Here is an 18,619-nt window from a genome sequence, read left to right as displayed (position 1 = left end):
ATGACCTAGCTGACCTGCACGGATGCAGGCGTCGCGCTCGCTATTCGGGGGCCAAACACATAAACCGCTCCTGGACTCTCCTGGACGGACGGTAAGGGACTGTGGCGGAACGGAAACGCAAAGGCCCGGATGTCGAGGCGGTGTCCGGACCGCTGGCCGATGTGATCGTGCAGGTCTCGCGCGTGTTTTCGATGGTCCTGTTCAGCCCCGTAGGGTGCCTCCGGCCCGGTGAACGGCCTTGGGGTGCTTCGAGCCGCGCCGGGCGTCGGTGAGCGCGGCCAGCAGCTGGGCGGGCTCGGGCTGCTGGTGCTCGCTGAGGTAGCGAATGCCTTCACCCTCCGGCGGGGTGCCGGTCTCCTTGCCGATCGGGTGGCGCCGGCTGACGGCGGTACGCCAGCCATAGCGCTCGTCCCACACGAGGGCGGGCGTGCCGGATCCGCTCAGCGCCACGGCCGCGGCGAGCACGTCGCCCTCCAGGCGCTGCACCCGGACGTCCTGGGCCTCGGCCAGGCCTGCGCCGGCCAGAACGTCGGCGACGCGCTGCAGGTACGGCTGTACCTGGCGGGCGCGCAGCTCGGTGGCGGCACTGGCGAGGGCGGTGCGCTGCACTGCGGTTGGATAGCCGAGCCTGGTGGCGGCTTGTTCGGGGGTCAGGTCCGGTTCGGTCTGCAGCAGGTCGGCGATCCGCTCCCCGCGCAGCCGGGGCAGGGCACGCGCGGCCGTGGCGTAGGACAGGCCGAGGTGCTCCTGGACGGTTGCGAGGGTCACCGCCGGGTCTTCGTCGAGCAGGTCGCCGACCCGGGCGGAGATCTCGTCGCGCGGCACCATGTCCCCGCTGCCCTTGGGGCGGCCCTTGGGGCGGCCCTTGGGTCCGGCGTCGGCGCCGGCTTTCTTGCCGGTGCGGAAGGCCTGCACGATGCCGCGCGGGCAGTGCTCCACGCCTTTGACCTTGGTCAGGTGAGGGGCGATCTGGGGGTGTGTCTTGTAGACGTCCCAGGTCTTGGGGCTGACGCCCAGCTCGGCGGCGGCTTCGTTACGGTCGAGGAGGTCCTGCTCGTCGTCCTCCTGGGGCAGCTCGGGCATAGGGCGGCCGGCCAGGTGGGCAGCAGTCTGCTCGCTGTCCCACAGCTTCACCCGCGCCCCGTCGGAGCTGATCAGGGGCGGAAAGGCGTCGTCGGCGTAGGGCTGCTTGTTGCGGAAGGTGCCGATCGTCACACCCATGGCGGCGGCGAGATCTTCGCTGTTCTGGGTGTACTTCCGGCGTCCGGCGCGGATCATCACTCTCTCCTGGTCGGTTGTGCAGGGCGCCAGCGTTGCGGGCGAGGCGGGGCAGACGTTATGCCGTCGGGGTGGGCGTGTCGGCGGCGATGGAACGCCACTGGGCTTCGAGGGTGCGGACGACGGCGCGGCAACGGTCCTGGGCAGTGCCGGTCCGCGCGTCCTGGGACTCCTCCTGCAGCGCCTCGAACAGCGGCGGCTCATCCAGGAATCGGCAGGCCGGCTCGTCGACGAGGCGAGCGCCGAGGTCCTCCAGGACTCGAGGGGCACAGTGCCGGTGTCTCCGCGTGCGCTGCGTAACCCGGCGGCACGCGGTTCGTACGCGGTGCAGCATGGAGGAACTCCTTGACCCCGGTGATGGCTTCGGGCTGGTGCTGCTTGCCACAACACACCCAACGAAAGAAAGCTACCGAACTTGCGTCATCGCGGGCAAGGAGGCGTTCCTCGTGCCTGTCGCACCGCTACACTCGAAGGACGGCGCAACCCGTGCGGGCCTAATGTCCTGGGCGGTGCGTGTCTTCGGTTGGCCGGCGCCCTTGCCACCCGCTTCGGCGGATTGGGCGCCGGCCGCTTTCGTTCGCGACGCTCATCGCCAGGCGCCCAGACGCACAGGTGCCCCGCCGACGGGGGAGCGGCGGGGCACGATCAGTGTCGCAGCCGGGGCCCCGTCCGCGGCGGCTTTCACCTGCGCAGGTTCTCACGTTGGCTGAGTTCGCCCGGTCGATCAGGCGTCCTCCTGCTGGCCGAGGATGCCAGCGAGCCGGGCACGCTGCCGCTCTTCCTCGGCCGTGACCTGGGCGAGGACCTCCCGGTCGATGTAGGCATCGACGGCCTCCAGGACCAGACGCTTGAGTTCGGCTGGTTCCAGTGCCTCGACCTCCCACTGGACGGGACGGTCGAGATCGAATCCGTAGCGGCGGGCGAACCTGGGCCAGCGCGGATCGTCCCTCTTCCCCTCGGCTGGCGGCAGCTGGTACTCGCGGACCTGCCCATCCGTCAGCAGCACCCGCTCCACCCGCTCCCAGCAGTCGGTGCGCTCCACCCAGTCGCGCTCGATGTCGGAGCCGCTGGCATCGAAGTCCCCGATGTAGAGCAGCACTGCCGGGCGTGGATCACTGCGCGCGCGTTCGCGGACGACGTCGGCGTAGGACTGGCTGCCGAATCCGCGCACAACGAGGACAGGGATGCCGTACTCGGCGAGCCAGCCGGTCAGCAGCTGACGCAGTGTGTCTTTCTCGGCTGCCACATACAGCGCCCACTCCTGGCCACGGGTGCGGTCCAGGCGGAACCACCGGGGCATGTCCGCCACGAACGCGGCGGCGTCCGGCCAGGCCGGCGGGACGTGTATTTCACGGATCGTGTCGATGAGGTCCGGGAAGAGCCCGTCGCGGCGGGCCTGGGCGAGCCGGGAGGACAGCCTGCGATAGGTCGGTGCGGTGTTCGGCAAGAGGCCCTCGGCGACCAGCCGGTACATGACCTGCCGTACGGTGACGCCGCCGTCGTAGCCGTCGACGATGTCGCGGGCCCGGTCGATGATGTCCTGCCACTTGATGCGCGCCATCGGGTACATGTACCAATTCCTGCCGCCCTGCGGTCAACTCCGTTTTGCCGAGTGCTGGTTATGCGCACGACGCCTGCACCGCTCTCGGATCACCGCCGGTCTGCCGCCGCGGCCCGGCCGTACCCGGAGCCAGCTGCCCGGGGCCAAGCAGCTGGCCCCCTTCTGGCCTCCGCATGGGACGGAGGCCAGAAGGACCGGACTGTCAGCTAGCGAGCGGTACATGTACCGATCCGGGGCACGCCTCGCCCGCGGGCTGGTGGCCGCGCTCGGCGGAGTGGACCCGCATGCCAGTCAGGACGGCGCCCGCCAGACCGGTCGTAGCGACCGTTTCAAATCCGTCCGCGCTGCGGTGACGCACGCTCCACTCCGGCCCGGTCAGAGTCGGCCGCCAGGTGAGTTCGTAGCGGTGCCCTTCCTGGCTGACCACGTCCCACCATCCCCGCTGGACGGGGACGATGCGCTCCCCCAGCTCCACCTCAGGCGTGGCCGGGTCCGGACCGTAGGTCGCGTCCACCCATGCGAGGTACGCCGGGGTCGGAGCGATCAGGGCGCGCATGGTGTCCCCGCGCGTCCCATGGGCCGTCCAGGTGCCGGTGACAGTCCACCCACGCTTTTCCACCAGGGCAGCAAGGGTGTCCCGTTCGACGGACAGCGGGGTGCGGTAGCGCCCGCCGATGGTCTGCGGCCGCCACAGCGGGTCGTCGTGCGTGGTGGCACACGTCCCGCACACCCAGGCCAGCACCGCGTTTCCTGTGATCGGCGAGACGTAGAGTTCCGCGGCCACGGGACGGTGCTTCTCCTCCGTCCGACGGGCGATCGCGCGCCGCTCTTCCTCGGTCAGCCGTACGGGGGCCTGCCGCCGCTCCCCCTCCAACCGGTAAGCCGCGCGCCGCTGTTCCTGCTCGACACGGCGGCGGTCCGCTTCCAGAGCGGCGCTGCGGCGGCAGTCGGCCCGCACGATCGCACGCACGTCGTCCAGGCCGACCCACCCTCCCAGGTCGACGTCGGCGCCGCCGAGGGTGTAGCGCACGGTGTAGGGGAGTACCGCGTCCGGCGCGTGATAGACGCGGTACTGCCTCCCCGTGCAGGTCAGTTCAGTGGTTCGGCGATTCGTGCCCGGTACGGGTGCCCACTCGGGCGCGGCCGGATGGACAGCGTAGGGGGCGTCGGCGCCCCGCTCCTGCGCAGAGGGGACGCGGACGGTTTCCACTCCGGGAAGGGCGCCGCCCTCGGCGTCCCAGGTGTCGACGGCCCCCGGGTCGCTCACGACGTCAGGGCGTACCGGGGTGACGCCGACGGCCGGAGCGGTACATGTACCCATTTCCGGCGACGGGTCGGTGCCGACGGGCGCAGCACCGCATCCAGCGTCCGGCGCGCTGGACCGGTCGACGCCGACGCACGCCCCGCCCTCGCCCTCCCACCCGTCCACGCTGCACGGGTCGCTGATCACGTCCGCCGGACGCTGCCCGTACGCCACGGCGACCGCCTTGCGCGCGGCCTCCCCAGCGCGGTGAATCTCGCCGCCGCTCGCGCCCGACTCCTCCGCCTCTTTGCGCGCTGCCCGCGCGGCCCGGATAACGTCACCGGCCGGAGCCTTGACCGGCGCCGGGCCCGCCTCGGGCAGACGGCGCCCGTGCGCCGTGTAGCACTCAGCGCACACGTACGCGGGCCCCGTGTGCAGCGTCGTCGCGTACAGCGCCACACCGACCGTGAAACAGCGCGGGCAGTACTGACGGCCCGTAGCCATGGCCTTTTCCTCCGCTGGGCACAGCACCGGCCTGGACGGCATGAGCGCGGCCACGATGTCCACCCGCCCACACGTCCGGCACTCCGCACCGAACACGGTGTCGGTGCCGCAACGGTGGCAGTGCGCACCCACCGGAGCCTCCGGCGCAGCAGGCTCGGCCGGAGCGCCGGCAGGCTCCACATCGTCCGCCGGAGCGTCGGCAGGCTCCGGGGCCTCAACACCAGCCACGGCGCCCCCCTCGCCCTCCCACACGTCGACCACGTCAACCGACGGGGTGACGACGTCGAACAGCCCGTCACCCGCGCATTCCGCAGCGATCACGGACACGTCCGCGTTACCGCCGTCCGTGCACACGAACGCATACGCGCGCTTCCGGCGCGAGCCGTACACGAACGGCAGGCACACAGCCTCATCGCGCCGTGCCCGACGGCCGTCAACCGTCGCAACCACAACCGCCGAGGTTTCACCCCGGTCGCCGTTCCACTTCCCGGACCGGATGCGGTTCGCCCACACCTGACCCGTGTACGACACTCCGTCCACGGTCCATGCCAGCATCACACCCGGGGCGTAGTCGACCGGAGCGAATTCCTTGGAACGCTGCGGCTTGCCCGTCCACATGCCCAGCGGACGCTTGCGCCACTTCGGGGCATCCTTACCGCGCTTGGCCACTTCACCGGCCAACTCCCGCGCAAGTGCGGCAAAGCCGTTCTTGGCTTCCTGGTGTGCCTCGTCATGCACCGTGTGCAGCGTGTACGCCATACGGCCGTCCGCCGACTCGATCCGGAGCCGTTCGCCGTTCCCGGTCACATACGCGCGGCCGGTTTCGCTCGTGCTGATCAACCGGCGCGCGTTCTCGGGGGTGCCCTCCGGGGCAGTCTCCGGGGTCTGTGCCGGAGCCTTATCCGGGATGTGGACGGCCGGAGCCTTGACCGCCGGAGCGTCCGCAACGGGGGCTGATTCGGCCGGAGCGTCCACGGTGGTCGGAGCCTTGACCGCCGGAGCCTCCGGGGCGCCAGCAACCACCACGTTCGCACGCTCCGGAACCTCTGCCGGAACCGTGCCGAACTCCCGACGGTGCTCGCTACGCAGCGCGTACGAAACGGTGTGCGTGCCCCGACCGTCCCGAACGATCACCCAGCCATCACGGGACACCTTCTCAGGCTGCACGCCCGCACCACACGAACATGCGTACCCGTAGATGCCGCGCCAGTCGTCCCCGATTGCCTGACGACACGTCCCCGGACGGCGCCCGTACTGCGTCGCCTTGAACGGGCCGTTGTGCCGTACCGGCTCCAGGATCACAAGTCCGTCCGGGCGCACGGTCGCGATGTTCTTCCGCGCGTACGTCGCCACCGGGCCCCGAGTCTTGTAACCCTCCCGCCCCGGGATGATCCACCGACCGTCAAGCGTCACCAGGCTGTACCGCTCCGTCGCGGCGCAGTACACGGAGTACGCAACCGCGCGAGGAGTCACGCTCAGTCCCTGCCGCCTCGGGTGCAGGTCGGCATCCGAGGCAAGGATGGTGCGCGCGTCCGTAAGGCCGTGCCCTTCCATGGCATTGCCCGCGGGAGTGGTGATCATGACCGCGTGCGACATAGGGGAGTCCTCCGTAGTGAGGGTGTGTGGCTTCGGTATTGGGGGCCGTGCCACCGACCAACCCAACAAGAAAAATATACCGCACTTACATCACCAACGGAAGGGGTTCCGGGGCGCCATTTCGAGAATCTCCGCCGGTCAGCGACTCGAGCGGCGCCACGCGCGCGAGCGCGCGCACCCGCCCGCGGCGCCCCTGGGCGGGCCGGCGACGGGCACAACCGCAGCCCGAGCCGGCCAGACACCGGCGGGATGACCGGACGGAGCCGGATTGGGCTGAACTCTGGGCTGGGCTGGCCTGTGCTGAGCTAGGTCTGAGCTAGGTCCTCTTCCTCCGACTTACGCGGAGAAAGAGGTGTCGACGAGGGTGAAGGGCTTGCCCATGGGGGGTGAGCTGGGCGAACGCCGGAAGCGCGCAGAGGGGTGCTGCAACTCTCGGTGCTCCTCTCGGCGCAACGGTGCAGCCCACTGTCCAGGCAACGGTCGGGCCCACCAAGGAAGCAACTGCCCACGAGGCGCCGGTCAGCCGCGGCCGGCTACGCAGCTCGCCGACCACCGAGGGGCCGTAAACCGCATCTCGCGATGCCGGCGGCGACGCGGGGCTAGGGCTGGGTTAGGGCAATGCAGTTGCTTTAACGCGTTCGTCAGCTCCTACGGCCCGTTCTCTACCGGTACCGAACGTCAGCCACGGCGATGCCTTCGCCCGAACGAGCAGGCGCGCGTGTGTCACCGCAACCCGTTCCCGGTCTCAGCCACGCTTCGGCATTGAAGGCCCCGACGGACCCGCTGGTCGCCCATGGCGACTGGCCACCCCGTCGGGGCACCGCAAGCCCGCCAGGGCTGAGGACTGCCGACCCTCGGCGCCAGTGCCCGAGAGCGCCGCCTCGCGTTGATCACTGAGTGGAGGGGAAGACCAGCGTTGGGCAACGGACGCGAATCGGGATCTTGACGCAGGTGTTCACACCCGAACTGGTCGACGCGGCGACAGCTAAGCACAGCCGGGCCGAGCAACGACGCCGTCTACTGCCAGCCCGCCTGGTCACCTACTTCGTGCTCGCTCTATGCCTGTTCGCCCGAGAGTCGTACGAAGAGGTCATACGCATGCTGACCAGCGGCATCCCAGGCAGCCGCGCACTGGCGCGGACCAACCGGTCCTCACTGTCGCGGGCAAGAGCCCGACTCGGCGAAGAAGTGCTGGAAAGTCTCTTCCGCCAGGTCGCCAGCCCGCTCGCCACGCCGGGGACGCTGGGGGCATGGTGGCGCGGGCTCCGTCTCCTTGCACTGGATGGCACCCAGTTCGACGTCCCGGACTCCGTGAGCAACGGCGACACCTTCGACGGGCGTTCCACCGGCGGTACGCCGTTCGGATTTCCCGAGGTAAGAGCTGTGCTCCTTTCCGAGATCGGCACCCATGGAGTGCTGGACGCAAGGCTCGGCGGCTACCGCGACGGCGAACGGGCCCTCGCCTACCCGCTGGCGGCAGCCACCGGCCCCAGCGACCTGATCATCGCCGACCCCGGTTTCTGGTCGGTCGAGTTCATGCACACCTTTACTACGACCGGCGCGAACCTCTTGGCCAGGCTCCAGTCCAACCATCTCGGCACCACGCAGGAGGAGCTTCCCGACGGGTCCCGGTTGTCGATGATGCGGCCCGGCAAGGAGGTCCAGCTGCGGGCCCGGCGCGAAGGCCGGACAATGCCCCAGGAGTCGGTCTATCGCGTCATCACCTTTGCGAAGGACGGCAAGGAGGTGCATCTGGGGACCACATTGCTGGACCACGAGCAGTATCCGGCGGCCGAGCTGGTGGCGCTCTACCGGCAGCGGTGGGAGATCGAGTTGGCCTTCGACGAGATCAAGAACCACCTCGGTCCCGGCGGGCCGATCAGGTCGCGCACGCCGGAGGGCGTCAGGCAGGAACTGTGGGCCTACCTTGCGGTTCATCATGCGGTCCGGCAGTTCGCCCATGCAGCAGCGGCCGCCGGCCCGGCTGTGGACACCGACCGCCTCTCCTGCCTGCGCTGCGTTCGGATCATCCGCCGGAGCGTCGTGTCACAGGCCGGTGCCACCAGGACCAAGCTCACCCGAGCATGGTCCGAGTCGGCCCCAGGAAGCCCGCAGCCAGCTGTTGCCGCCCCGGGCCAAGAGGGACTGCCCTCGCGCGATCAAGAAGCCGCTCCGATGGCCGATCCTGCGGACCCGGGCCGGACGCGACAAGGTCAGCGCCAGCCGCTGGAACCACAACCAGACGACCAAACAGCGCAAGTACAGGGGCGCGGGAAGACCCTTCGCCGAACCAGTGCAAACCTCGCCACCTCCCTAGGCCGGGCGGACACACGTCGCTTACCGGTCCGGCGGCGTGTGTGCGACCTCAAATCCCGGGAACGCCGTCCAGGGTCCCGCATGATCCCTATGTGAGACGTGTGCCGAAGCATGTCGGACTGCTCTATGTCGTCCTGGTTGGTGCCTTCCTGGCGTGGTACATCGCACGCGGACACAAGGTCGACGTTCTGGTCACCATGGTCTCCGCGTTCACTGCCCTGCTCGCGCTGCCCGCCGCAGTAGTCGCCGTGCTCCGCTCCGGCAAGACCGGACCGGCGCCCGCCCGTCCGGGGGACATGGCCGACCAGCTCGCCCAGGGGGTACGCCAGCAGTGGGAGGCCGAGGCCCGGCTACGCCGCCTGAACGACCCTTTCCCGCTGCCGGTCGCATGGGAGGCAGCCGACGCGGACCTCGTCGAATCGTGGACGCACCTGACAGAGCTGGCCGAGGACTGGCCCGGCCAATCCCCCCAAGCCGACTCCGCGTGGGCTCTCAGCCCGGCAGGGCTGGCCGGCAAAGGGGGCGACATCATCCAGGTCTTCGAGTGCGTCCCCACCCGCCGCCTGGTGGTCCTGGGCGAACCCGGTGCGGGCAAGACCATGCTGCTGATTCGCCTCCTGCTGGCCCTGCTCGAACACCGCCTGCCCGGCGGCCCCGTCCCGGTCCTCTTCACTCTGGCCTCCTGGGACCCCGCCCGGCAGGACCTGTACGCATGGATGGCCGAACAACTTACCCAAGACCACCCCGCCCTGAGGGCCCCCACCCTCTCCGATCCCTCACAGACCAGCGCCGGCACCCAGGCCCGTGTCCTCCTTCAACAGCGGTTGATCCTGCCCATCCTCGACGGCCTGGACGAACTCCCCGAAAGTCTGCAGGCCCGGGCCCTGCACGCCATCAACCAGGCACTGCCGGCCCGGCAGCCCCTGGTGCTCTCCAGCCGCACCGCCGAGTATCGAAGCACCCTGACCACAGCGGCAGCGGTGACCGTGCTCCTCAACGGAGCCGCAGGTATCCATCTCCTCCCGCTGGATCCCGTGAAAGCGGCCGCCTACCTGGAGCGCGACGCCGGAGGTCCCGACACAAAGGCCGCGGCCCGCTGGAGGCGGGTCACCGCTGCACTGGGCACCACCGCCCCCGTCTCTCAGGCCTTGAGCACCCCGCTCGGCCTGTTCCTGGCCCGCACCATCTACAACCCCCGCCCCGACGAACACCTCTCCGGCCTGCCCAACCTGTCCGACCCCGACGAACTCCTCGACCAAGCCCGCTTCCCCACCCGCCAGGACATCGACACCCACCTGTTCACCGCCTTCATTCCCGCCGCCTACCGCCCCCACCCCGACCAGCCCACGTCCTGGAGCACCCAACAGGCCCAGCGCACCCTCACCTTCCTCGCCCACCACCTCCAACACACCCTCCACGGCACCCCCAACCTCGCCTGGTGGCAACTCCCCCGCGCTCTCCCCAAGCGCAGAAGGGTGCTTACGATCGGGCTCATTGCCGGACTCATGAGCGGGTTGTTAGCCTGCATCGCAGTCGGGCTCTTGTCCCTTGAATCCCAAGAACTCACGCTTGAGTCTGTATTCACATTCGTTGTCCTGGCTGGGCTTGCTTACGGATTCATCTGCGCAGTAGCGGTGGCATTGGTCGGTTGGCTTTCGAGAACGGATCAGCCAAGCTCGCAGATCCGTTGGAGCTGGAGAGGGAGGTCCTGGCTAACTTTCGGACTCGTCCCGGGACTCGTCTTCGGGGCCGCACTCGGCATCCCAGGTTCCGATTATGGACTGAAGCACGGAGTAGTAGTCGCACTTAGCGCCGGGCTCCCCTTCGTGCTGCTGGGCGGGCTCAGGTCCGTGCACCCCGACCTGGCCAAGGCAGTGCGGCCAAGCGCGATCCTGGCTCAGGACAGACGCACCTACTCGGTCATTACCGTCACAGGCGGACTCGTGGGCGTGCTCGCGTTGAGTCTCGTACAGGCCTTTGAGATCTGGTCGGGGCTTGCGTGGAAAGGGGTGGTCTCACTCGTGCTCTGGCTGCCATTCGGCCTGGCTCTGGGCTTTCCTATCGGTTTCATACTGGGACTCGCTCGGTCGGTGTGGCTGGAGTACCTGGTAACGCGGATCCGACTGGCGGCCCGCGGACGTGTGCCCTGGCGTTTCATGAGTTTCCTGGCCGACGCGCACGAGCGGCGGGGTGTACTTCGGCAGGCAGGAGCGGTCTACCAGTTCCGTCACCTCGACCTCCAACGCTACCTCGCACAACGCCAACCGTGATCGGCCGCGTTGTCTTGGGACGTTGTCCGGCCCCGTCGTGCACTTGCAGGGAAGCCGTTGCCGAGGGCAGCGGATCGTCGAATGGTGGTGGCCAGCTAAGGCAACTGCAACTGCATTGGGGCTAAGGCTTGTCCCGTAAACGATCTCCGTACCTTCCGCGACCGGTAGCCCTGTCTGCTGGTCCGTATGTGCGGCAGACTTCGGGCAACAGACACAGCCGAGGGATAGGGGGACGCATAGAACACATCAGTCAGTCGTTGACGGGCTGTGGTCCGTCGGTGTTGGACGCGCTTGGCGTTGCTGGGTGGACAGCAGGCCGCAAAATCGCCGCAGGGGACTGGGCACAGCAACTGACAGCCGCTGGGTTCGAGCTCAATGACACGGCGGTCGGGGTCTGGGCCGAGTTCGGCGAGCTGACGATCAAGAGCTGCCCCGCTCGCGTCCCTGCCTCGTCACTGCACATAGACCCCGTTGACGCTTGCGTCGACACCAACGCGGAAGCGTCCAAGCTGAGGCACCGATACGCAGAGAACTACAGCCCTCTGGGGATGTGGTCGGTCCAGTTCAGGTCGTATATCGCGGCCAGCGGGCGCGTCGTCGCCGTCGGGCCGAACTCCCTCTGGCTCCTGGGGTCGACCTTCGCGGAGGCACTGGCCTACGTGGTGGACGGCGATGCCGGCGTCAATCGTGCAGAACAAGCAGACTGGCTCGCCAACTGCCCCACCGGCAGATGAGACGATCTTGTGGTGGCTGGTGTGATCACGGCGTCGGAGCCGTCCTGGATAGCCCCGTTCACCGGTCTGAGCCCTCGCCTGTTCGGCAAGCTGGTGAACGTACTGCGGCGCGAGGGTGCAGACGCGGTCCGCAGGGGCCGGCCATGGAGCCTTCCGCTGGAGGACCGGGCACTGCTGGTCGCGGCGTACTGGCGCACGAACTTGACGATGCGCCAGCTCGCTCCGCTGTTCGGGGTGTCCAAGTCGGCAGCGGACCGCATCATCGACCACCTCGGGCCGATGCTCGCGCTCCAGCCCCGCAAGCGGTTCGCCAAGGACACTGTGCTCATCGTGGACGGCACCCTGGTCCCCACCCGCGACCACACCATCGCTGCGCAGTCGAAGAACTACCGGTACTCCACCAACCACCAGGTCGTCATCGACGCCGACACCCGGCTCGTCGTCATGGTCGGGCGACCGCTGCCCGGGAACCGCAACGACTGCAAGGCGTGGGAGGAATCAGGCGCCAAGGCCGCCGTGGGCAGGACACTCACGATCGCCGACGGCGGCTATCCCGGGACTGGAAGGAAGCGCACAACAAGTCCCACAAGCAGGTCCGCGCCCGCGTCGAGCACGTCTTCGCCCGGATGAAGACCTGGAAGATCCTCCGCGACTGCCGCCTCAAAGGCGACGGAGTCCACCACGCCATGCGCGGCATCGCCCGCATGCACAACCTCGCCCTCGCCGGATAGGCGAGTGGACCGCACCCGCCCGACCCTGCCCCAGCAACTCAAAGATCATTTACGGGACAGCCCTTAGGGCCTGTCTGACAAATGATCACCCGGCGGGTTCGCGGAGCCACAGGATCAGAGCTGCCACGACGATTCCAGCCCGGTAGCGATCGGCGAGCTTGTCGAACCTTGTCGCGATCGCACGGAACTGCTTGAGACGGGCGAAGCATCGTTCGACCACGTTGCGGGCGCGGTAGATGTCCTTGTCGAAGGCGGGTGGGCGACCGCCGTGGGTTCCACGTCGCCGGCGGTTGGCCATCTGGTCGCGGCGTTCGGGGATCGTGGCAACGATGCCCCGGCGCCGCAGCAGGTGGCGTATCGCCCAGCTGGAATACGCTTTGTCGCCCAGCACCCGCGCCGGTGTCGTGTGTGGTCGGCCCGTAACGGCGCGCGGAATGCGGATGGTGTCGAGGACCTGGCCGAAGGCGGTGGCATCGTTGACGTTGCCGGGCGTGAGAACGATGGACAGCGGGAGGCAGCGGCCGTCGACGGCGAGGTGGACCTTGGTGGTCAGCCCGCCCCGGGACCGGCCGAGGGCCTGACACTCCTGCGAGCGGCCCGGATCTTCCAGTTCATCCCCGTCTGCGGCCCCTTTTGCGGGCGCCGACCGCGTGCTGGTGGGCCCGGTTGATCGTGGAGTCGATGGAAACGGTCCACTCCACCCGGCCCACGGCGTCGTCGCGGACCTGGACGTGTTCCAGCAGCTTCGCCCAGGTCCCGTCCGCTTCCCAGCGGGCGAACCGCTCGTAGACGGTCTGCCAGGGTCCGTACCGCTCGGGCAGATCGCGCCACAGAGCCCCGGTCCGCAGCCGCCACAGCACCCCGCTGACCACCTGCCGGTGATCACGCCACGGACGACCACGCCCATCCACCCGCGGCAACAAGGGCTCTATTCGCTCCCACGCCGCATCCGTCAACTCACCTCGACCTGCCACAAGATCAATGATCAGAGTGCTCGTGCTCGGACTCCCGTGCGGGCTCCGTCACGAAACGGCTCAGCCGGTAGGTGGTCGGCAGCGCGAGGCGCCCGCACAGCGTGTCGATCCGGATCATCGACCCGTCGACTCCTGCCTCCCGAAGACGGCGCAACCGCGAATGCATCTCCGCCTGGTCCCGAGTCTCAACGACCACTTCCCACTGCCCCGCGTCCGGCGCGGTGCGAGCAGCAAGCCGCTGCCGCGCGTCCTCCTGCCGCCGCCTTCTCTTCCCCTGTCCTGGCACCTGCCCAGAATCACTGGCCGGTGCCAGGACGGCAAGGCAATTGAACCGAGCACGTACACGCTCGGTGATCATTTGTCAGACAGGCCCTAGGTGGGTGCCTGGTCCTTGGCGCGGCAGGCCGGGCAGATCAACTGGGCGTTGCTGCCGTACCGAACGGTGAGTCCCTGGCACCGTGCGCATGGGCCGATCTGATTCGGGTTGCAGCCGAGCATGATCGCTGCCGACGCGGGGTCGGTCGAGGGATCGATGCGTCTGACGGAGTCGTTCATGCATCCGAATTTACGTCGGGCGATCCGGAAGACTTCGCCACCATGGCCGTCGGCTGGGCGGCGGGAGACGGTGGACAAGCCACCGCCCGAGCCTGGGCAAGCCCTTCTGCTTCGGGGTGGGCAGCCCGGTCCCACCGATCTCGGCCGGGTCGGTCAATTGCGAGTGACAGTGAAGTCAGTGCCGTTCAGGTCGCTGGTCCACACGTCGCGGTGCAGGACAACATCAGCGCCTACTCCGGCTGGTACGACATGGCCCCGGCCTTCTTCAGGACGGGGCCACGGCAATCAGCCGCTGTGAGCACGTCCGTGCTGGAGCCAAGCTAGGCATCGGTGATTCACGCAAAGAAACTCCTTCGTCTGCCTCGATCACGTACGGAATGCGTCGATCGCGGCCCGCACGCCGTTCGCCCCGTCCCACTCGATGCCGTACTCACCGGCGGGCCTGCGCCCCTCACCCACAATCTGGTCGGCCACCTCGGCGACGTCATCGGGTGCAGCGAAGACCCGCAGCAGCGGTTTCAGGGGCTGGCGGGGGCCTTTGATGCGAGGGTTGGCGCCCGTGATCGCGTAGGCCCAGCCGGTCTCCTCGTGCCAGTGGAGCCGGATGCCGCCTAGCCCGGCGGTGCGGCTGACATCCCAGGCGAGGACGATGTACATCCGCTCGCCGTACTCGCGGCCGGTGCGTTCGATGCGGACTTTGCCCGGCGGGATGCCGCGGCAGGTGAGGGCATCGTCGACCGCCTCAAGGTAGGGCCAGTGCGGCAGCCTTTTCGGCCCTGCCGGGGTCAGCCCGGGCGGTTCGAGCAGCATCGGCCACCTCCTTGGACAGGACGGACGGGTCAGGACGCGCGGTGCAGCGGGGCGGTCGTGGCGGGGCCGATCGGGCTGGGACCGAACTTGGCGCGTACGCGGTCCATGGCAGCCTCGGCGACGAGGCGGGACTCGCGGGCCTGGTCCAGGCTGATCTGCTCGGCGACCTGGTCGGCGTCGACGAGGTCCTCGCCCTTGAGGGCGAGGCCGGTCAGCCGGCCGCGCTGCAGTCCGGCGGCGTCCATCAGCTGGTAGGCCAGGGTGCGCAGGTCCTCGTCGTGTGCGGAGGCCTCGGGCAGGCGGCGGGTCTTCTCCCAGCTGCTGCCGCCGGCGAAGCGGAGGGTCAGGGTGAGGGCGCGGGCTGCCTGGCTGCGGCCTCGCAGCAGTACGCCGAGCTGGACGACCAGGTCGAGCAGGGCGGCGCGTACGGCGGCGCCGTCCAGGGTGTGACGGTCGAAGGTGTGGCGTACGGAGGCCGAGGCGGTCAGGGCGCGGGCGACGACGGGGCGGGGGTCGATGCCGCGGGCCCGGTCGGCGGCTGTGCGTCCGGCGCGGCCGCCGAGCAGGCGCTGCACGGTGGCGGGCGGGACGGCGGCGAGCAGGCCGATGCTGTGGATGCCGTAGTCGTGCAGGGCGGCGGCCTGGCGGGGGCCGATGCCGTGCAGGGCCTGAACCGGCAGCGGGGCGAGCCAGTCTGCGGCGTGCTCGGGCGCGATCGCGAGGACCCCGCCGGGGCCGGTGATCTGTCCGGAGGCGGTGGCCGCGACCGTGATCGACGGGCCGATGCCCACCCGGACATCGATGCCCAGGCGCGAGATGGCCCGCACACGCAACACTTCGCCGAGCCGGCGGGCGCCGACGCCGTGGTAGCGCAGGGCGCCCTTGAGCTCCACCAGCGCCGCGGACGGAGGCAGGGCCTGAACGACCGGGGAGAGGTCCGCCAGGAGCTCAAGGACCTGCCGGTAGGTCTCCTCCAGCAGCCGTTCCGGGCAGCGCACATGCATCACCGACGGCTGCATGCCGTGCTGCGTTTCCGTGTTCACCAGGTCCACCTCCCACCCCTCACATTATCGAACGGAAAATCGAACACGCGAGTGCGTGGCAGCCGATCATGGCTCTAGAATCAAAAATGTGTTCGATGACCTGCCTCCCGACCTGGACCGTCTGCGCACTTTGCGTGTGTGGCACGCCATGTGGCTGTGGCGCATCGACGCCAAGATCGCAGCCCTGCAGCAGCGGAAGGCCGAGGAAGAACACGGCCGGCTCCATCGGCCCAAGCCGCCGGAGTGGATCGTGGAACTGGGTATCGGCATCGGTCGCCCGCCCGTCCAGGTCCACGCCGGTGACTGCTACATGGCCGGCAAGCGCCGCCGCCCCGCCAGCCGGGACGACGCCCGCCGCCTCCTGGCAACCGGCGTCAAGGCCTGCACTCACTGCCAGCCCGACGCCCAGCTCGGCATCCTCGACTTAGCTACCCCGCCCGGCCGGCGGGCGGGCCGTCAGTTCTCCGAGGGGACCCGCGCGGCGATCTCTTTCGCGATCCGGTTGGCCTCCGCGGACAGCGCCCCGTCCTCGGCGGCCACCGCCAGCAGCAGCCGCAGCAGATCGTGCGCCTCCTCCAGGCTCAGTAGGGCCAGCCGCTCGCCCGTCTCCTCGACAGGGGCGAAGTCGATCTCATTCAGGTCCATGTGCTCGTAGTCGTCCATGACCCCGGCAACGTACCCGGCCGCCCTCCGGTCACACTCCCCCACGTTCGGGTGCAGTCCCGACCCGAAGCCGGACGCTGTTGGCGCATCAGCAGTCGGGGCTCCGTCCCAGCGACCTCACGGTCGGGACGGAGCCCCTACGCATGCCCCGGCAGTGTCACGTCTGCCGAAGAACGTTCTCCGCCTGCGGTCCCTTCGGCCCCTGCGTCACCGTGCACTCGACCCTGTCGCCCTCGTACAGCTCCTTGAACCCGGTGGACTGGATGGCCGAGAAGTGGACGAACACGTCCGGCCCGCCGTCATCCTGCTGGATGAACCCGAATCCCTTATCGGCGTTGAACCACTTCACCACGCCCGTTGCCATCGGTATGACTCTCTCCTTCAACGCCGCCGCACGAGCGACGCCCAAGACCGAGGCAGCCCGCCGCTGCCCGCCTTCACCCTTGAATACCCCTCATGGAGTGGATCTCCAAGCATCGGCAGACAGCAAATCGCCAACGGCTTCCTGAAGCCGGTCGGGGCTGCACGAGCACCTCAGGGTGGACATCGCCGCCCGAGCGCACCCATCGCGCCCAGTTCACCCGTTGCTACGCCAGGAGCGAAGGCGGTCAGCGATGTCGTAGACGGTGAGCCGCAGCGCGCGGATGTCGGTGATCAGGTCCCGCCACGGCTCGAAGGAGTCGTCGACCTCCTCCCCGGAGGCCCGGATGTACGCCACCGCCACGCCATAGGCGAAGTACGCGTTGCGGGCCGGCAGCGGGCGCAGCAGGACCAGCTGCTCGAGCAGGGCGGCAGCCCGCCAGTAGGCGTCGGGCTCGCCCATGTCCAGCTGTGGCGTGTTCACCCGGTGTCGAGCGACGGCGGCCACCAGGCCCGAGTAGTCCCGGACCCCGAGTTCCTTGCCGAGTAGTTCCTCCTGTCGGTCAAGGAGCCACCGGATGTCGATGTGCAGTTCCAAGGGTCAGGCCGCCCGCCCCGCGGTGTTTCGCCGGGCCGGGGCGTCGTCAGGGAAGGCCTCGTCGAACGCTTCGGCCAGGCCGGGCCGGGCGATGATCTCGCGGAACACGGCCGTCGCCTTACTCAGCTTGATCTGGTTCTCTTCCTCTATGGCCAGCTCGGCCAGGTAGGCCCGCACGCTCTGTCCGCGGGCTGCGGCGACCGCAGCGAACCGGTCCCTGGTCTCGGAGTCGACCTTCACGGTGGTGTCAGCCATATCCCGAGTATGCACCCATGGGTACCTTCGTGAATACCAGTCGCGGGACTACGGCTACTTTTCCGTCAGTGCCCCTCGTCGAGCCTCTCGGGCGTCAAGTCGCCGCGCACCCGTTGAACACGCGGACGATGTCGATACCGGCCGAACTCCAACCGCGGCTGATCTACCTCGATCTCCACCACGACCTCCGGCTTGACCGGCCAGAAGCGCACCGGATCCGCGCCGGGCAGCCCGCCCACCGTGCCCGGCAGCTCACGCATCTCCTCGCCGGCCGCGTGCAGGAGCGGCGCCACGGCCAGGCGCACCGGCTGAGCGAGCGGAAGACTCACGCCTACCGCCCGCATCCGGCCGCCCGTTGGCCGGCCCAGCACGAGGGCCTGCGCCGCCGGCGTCGTTCCGGTCACCCCGATGACCACGGCCTCGGTGGTGTGGCGCTCGCGCCACTTCACCCAGCCCGAGGCAAGGCCGGCGGTGTACGGTGCGTCGGTCCGCTTGCCCACCAGGCCTTCCACGCCCGCGAGCGCTCCGACCCATTTGAGGGCTTGCCCACGGTCCTCGGTGGTCGGCACCGCGCGCAGGGTGGCCGGGCCGTCCTCGAGGAGACGTAGCAGTTCGGTGCGGCGCTCGGCATACGGGCGAGGCCGCCAGTCGGCGTCGCCGACGGCGAGGACGTCGAAGAGGGCGACGTGGACGGTGAAGTCGGCGCCGCGCCGCGGGCCGCGGCGGCCGGCCCGGCTCTGCAGCCGGTCGAAGGCCACGCCGGAGCCGTCGTTGAGGACCGCGACGAGCTCACCGTCGAGTACGGCGTCCGGCAAACCGGCGGCAGCGTCTGCGACGTCGGAGAACTGGCGGGACAAGTCAGTGCCATGCCGGCTCCACATCCGTCGGGTCGCGGTGTGGATCTGGCATCTCCAGCCGTCCCATTTCGGCTCCAGCATCCAGCCCGGCGCCTGGGGAACTGTTTCGACCGCGCGGGCCAGTGCGAGCGGGGCGGGCAGAGTGAAGGGCGGCACAGGGACCTCCTGCGGGACCTTCAGCGTAGGTCGGCGTCCCTCCTCGCGCGTCCCGGCAGGGCAGCGAGCAGTTCCTGCTGCATTCCGCCGGCTACTTCGCCGTTCTGTGCTTCGG

At 69.2% G+C, this 18,619-nt stretch carries 16 protein-coding genes and 3 pseudogenes; 5 read left to right on the top strand and 14 right to left on the bottom strand.

The genetic code is table 11. The features are described from left to right. Window positions 1-201 precede the first annotated feature (201 nt). The 4 genes from ACIPSA_RS46610 to ACIPSA_RS46595 all read right to left on the bottom strand — a co-directional run bounded on the left by ACIPSA_RS46610 (window position 202) and on the right by ACIPSA_RS46595 (window position 6,248). The gene (locus tag ACIPSA_RS46610; RefSeq protein ID WP_402647163.1) at window positions 202-1,278 is read right to left on the bottom strand and encodes a DUF6292 family protein; all 1,077 of its coding nucleotides are present in this window, start codon (window positions 1,276-1,278) and stop codon (window positions 202-204) included. Window positions 1,279-1,336: 58 nt separating this feature from the next. Continuing rightward, a complete protein-coding gene (locus tag ACIPSA_RS46605; protein ID WP_402647160.1) occupies window positions 1,337-1,612 on the bottom strand; it encodes a hypothetical protein in 276 nt (91 codons plus the stop codon). A gap of 390 nt (window positions 1,613-2,002) precedes the next feature. After that, on the bottom strand, window positions 2,003-2,848 hold the full coding sequence (locus tag ACIPSA_RS46600) for a hypothetical protein (protein ID WP_402647157.1): 846 nt from the start codon (window positions 2,846-2,848) through the stop codon (window positions 2,003-2,005). A gap of 193 nt (window positions 2,849-3,041) precedes the next feature. After that, window positions 3,042-6,248 (bottom strand): hypothetical protein, encoded by a 3,207-nt coding sequence (locus ACIPSA_RS46595; RefSeq protein WP_402647155.1) that lies wholly within the window; start codon window positions 6,246-6,248, stop codon window positions 3,042-3,044. Window positions 6,249-7,079: 831 nt separating this feature from the next. Between ACIPSA_RS46595 and ACIPSA_RS46590 the strand changes: the two genes are divergently transcribed. The 4 genes and pseudogenes from ACIPSA_RS46590 (at window position 7,080) to ACIPSA_RS46575 (ending at window position 12,233) form a co-directional block, all read left to right on the top strand. Then, entirely contained in the window at window positions 7,080-8,594 is a 1,515-nt protein-coding gene (locus ACIPSA_RS46590; RefSeq protein ID WP_402647153.1) for an IS4 family transposase, read from the top strand. Continuing rightward, entirely contained in the window at window positions 8,591-10,768 is a 2,178-nt protein-coding gene (locus tag ACIPSA_RS46585; protein WP_402647150.1) for an NACHT domain-containing protein, read from the top strand. Before ACIPSA_RS46590 ends, ACIPSA_RS46585 begins: the two co-directional genes overlap by 4 nt. A 278-nt stretch (window positions 10,769-11,046) precedes the next feature. Beyond that, the gene (locus tag ACIPSA_RS46580; RefSeq protein WP_402647148.1) at window positions 11,047-11,502 is read left to right on the top strand and encodes an SUKH-3 domain-containing protein; all 456 of its coding nucleotides are present in this window, start codon (window positions 11,047-11,049) and stop codon (window positions 11,500-11,502) included. A 12-nt stretch (window positions 11,503-11,514) separates the two neighbouring features. Continuing rightward, a pseudogene (locus ACIPSA_RS46575) lies at window positions 11,515-12,233 on the top strand (transposase). 63 nt (window positions 12,234-12,296) lie between these two features. Here the strand turns inward: ACIPSA_RS46575 and ACIPSA_RS46570 are convergent. The 5 genes and pseudogenes from ACIPSA_RS46570 to ACIPSA_RS46550 form a co-directional block, all read right to left on the bottom strand. Beyond that, window positions 12,297-13,207 (bottom strand): annotated as a pseudogene (locus tag ACIPSA_RS46570) (IS5 family transposase). Window positions 13,208-13,579: 372 nt separating this feature from the next. Beyond that, on the bottom strand, window positions 13,580-13,762 hold the full coding sequence (locus tag ACIPSA_RS46565; RefSeq protein ID WP_402647145.1) for a hypothetical protein: 183 nt from the start codon (window positions 13,760-13,762) through the stop codon (window positions 13,580-13,582). A 366-nt stretch (window positions 13,763-14,128) separates the two neighbouring features. Beyond that, the gene (locus ACIPSA_RS46560; protein WP_402647143.1) at window positions 14,129-14,572 is read right to left on the bottom strand and encodes a DUF6292 family protein; all 444 of its coding nucleotides are present in this window, start codon (window positions 14,570-14,572) and stop codon (window positions 14,129-14,131) included. A 29-nt stretch (window positions 14,573-14,601) separates the two neighbouring features. Next, entirely contained in the window at window positions 14,602-15,591 is a 990-nt protein-coding gene (locus tag ACIPSA_RS46555) for a hypothetical protein (RefSeq protein WP_402647210.1), read from the bottom strand. Window positions 15,592-15,634: 43 nt separating this feature from the next. Beyond that, window positions 15,635-15,910: a hypothetical protein gene (locus ACIPSA_RS46550; RefSeq protein ID WP_402647216.1), complete on the bottom strand. Its 276-nt coding sequence runs from the start codon at window positions 15,908-15,910 to the stop codon at window positions 15,635-15,637. On the opposite strand from ACIPSA_RS46550, the pseudogene ACIPSA_RS46545 reads away from it, so the two are divergent. Then, window positions 15,866-15,970, top strand: a pseudogene (locus ACIPSA_RS46545) (DUF6233 domain-containing protein); the annotation flags it as partial. The gene ACIPSA_RS46550 and the pseudogene ACIPSA_RS46545 overlap by 45 nt on opposite strands. A gap of 101 nt (window positions 15,971-16,071) precedes the next feature. Here the strand turns inward: ACIPSA_RS46545 and ACIPSA_RS46540 are convergent. From ACIPSA_RS46540 to ACIPSA_RS46520, 5 genes are all read right to left on the bottom strand, one after another. Further along, window positions 16,072-16,278 carry a DUF6417 family protein gene (locus ACIPSA_RS46540; RefSeq protein WP_402647141.1) on the bottom strand — a complete coding sequence of 69 codons (207 nt, stop codon included), beginning with the start codon at window positions 16,276-16,278 and terminating at the stop codon, window positions 16,072-16,074. Window positions 16,279-16,435: 157 nt separating this feature from the next. Next, window positions 16,436-16,642: a cold-shock protein gene (locus ACIPSA_RS46535; RefSeq protein WP_402647138.1), complete on the bottom strand. Its 207-nt coding sequence runs from the start codon at window positions 16,640-16,642 to the stop codon at window positions 16,436-16,438. Window positions 16,643-16,855: 213 nt separating this feature from the next. Next, complete coding sequence (locus ACIPSA_RS46530) at window positions 16,856-17,236, bottom strand: toxin Doc (RefSeq protein ID WP_402647135.1); 381 nt, start codon at window positions 17,234-17,236, stop codon at window positions 16,856-16,858. A 3-nt stretch (window positions 17,237-17,239) separates the two neighbouring features. Continuing rightward, window positions 17,240-17,491, bottom strand: coding sequence for an antitoxin MazE7 (locus tag ACIPSA_RS46525; protein ID WP_153546822.1), 252 nt, complete (start codon window positions 17,489-17,491; stop codon window positions 17,240-17,242). A gap of 65 nt (window positions 17,492-17,556) precedes the next feature. Beyond that, window positions 17,557-18,504 carry an ATP-dependent DNA ligase gene (locus tag ACIPSA_RS46520; RefSeq protein ID WP_402647132.1) on the bottom strand — a complete coding sequence of 316 codons (948 nt, stop codon included), beginning with the start codon at window positions 18,502-18,504 and terminating at the stop codon, window positions 17,557-17,559. Between the last annotated feature and the right edge of the window lie 115 nt (window positions 18,505-18,619).

Source organism: Streptomyces sp. NPDC086549, from assembly GCF_044746205.1.
Classification (GTDB): Bacteria; Actinomycetota; Actinomycetes; order Streptomycetales; family Streptomycetaceae; genus Streptomyces.
The sequence above is the reverse complement of the archived record's forward strand: the minus strand, read 5'-3'. Positions and strand labels throughout refer to the sequence as shown.

Coding starts and splice junctions, on each gene's coding strand:
- ACIPSA_RS46610 (WP_402647163.1), bottom strand. CDS start 1,278: ATGATCCGCGCCGGACGCCGGAAGTACACCCAGAACAGCGAAGATCTC.
- ACIPSA_RS46605 (WP_402647160.1), bottom strand. CDS start 1,612: ATGCTGCACCGCGTACGAACCGCGTGCCGCCGGGTTACGCAGCGCACG.
- ACIPSA_RS46600 (WP_402647157.1), bottom strand. CDS start 2,848: ATGTACCCGATGGCGCGCATCAAGTGGCAGGACATCATCGACCGGGCC.
- ACIPSA_RS46565 (WP_402647145.1), bottom strand. CDS start 13,762: ATGAACGACTCCGTCAGACGCATCGATCCCTCGACCGACCCCGCGTCG.
- ACIPSA_RS46560 (WP_402647143.1), bottom strand. CDS start 14,572: ATGCTGCTCGAACCGCCCGGGCTGACCCCGGCAGGGCCGAAAAGGCTG.
- ACIPSA_RS46555 (WP_402647210.1), bottom strand. CDS start 15,591: ATGCAGCCGTCGGTGATGCATGTGCGCTGCCCGGAACGGCTGCTGGAG.
- ACIPSA_RS46540 (WP_402647141.1), bottom strand. CDS start 16,278: ATGGACGACTACGAGCACATGGACCTGAATGAGATCGACTTCGCCCCT.
- ACIPSA_RS46535 (WP_402647138.1), bottom strand. CDS start 16,642: ATGGCAACGGGCGTGGTGAAGTGGTTCAACGCCGATAAGGGATTCGGG.
- ACIPSA_RS46525 (WP_153546822.1), bottom strand. CDS start 17,491: ATGGCTGACACCACCGTGAAGGTCGACTCCGAGACCAGGGACCGGTTC.